We start from the raw sequence: 524 nt of genomic DNA on the forward strand, positions 1-524 counted from the left end.
GTTCTATTTCACTCCCCTCACAGGGGTTCTTTTCGCCTTTCCCTCACGGTACTGGTTCACTATCGGTCAGTCAGTAGTATTTAGCCTTGGAGGATGGTCCCCCCATATTCAGACAGGATATCACGTGTCCCGCCCTACTCGATTTCACTTTAAATGCGTTGCCGGTTACGGGGCTATCACCCTGTATCGCACAACTTTCCAGAAGTTTCACCTGACGCATAAAAAGCTTAAGGGCTAGTCCAATTTCGCTCGCCGCTACTTTCGGAATCTCGGTTGATTTCTTTTCCTCGGGGTACTTAGATGTTTCAGTTCCCCCGGTTCGCCTCGCTGCGCTATGTATTCACGCAGCGATACTTACTTATGTAAGTGGGTTTCCCCATTCGGAAATCCCAGACTCAAATGGTTTTTACTACCTAATCTGGGCTTATCGCAAGTTAATACGTCCTTCATCGCCTCTGACTGCCAAGGCATCCACCGTGTACGCTTAGTCACTTAACCATACAACCCGAAGGAGTTTCGAGTTG

At 48.5% G+C, this 524-nt stretch carries 1 rRNA gene; it reads right to left on the reverse strand.

Features of this window, described 5'->3' with window-relative positions:
* A 23S ribosomal RNA gene (locus QTO06_RS25405) occupies positions 1-498 on the reverse strand; the annotation flags it as partial.
* Positions 499-524 lie beyond the last annotated feature (26 nt).

This window comes from Vibrio sp. M260121, from assembly GCF_036533715.1.
GTDB lineage: Bacteria > Pseudomonadota > Gammaproteobacteria > Enterobacterales > Vibrionaceae > Vibrio.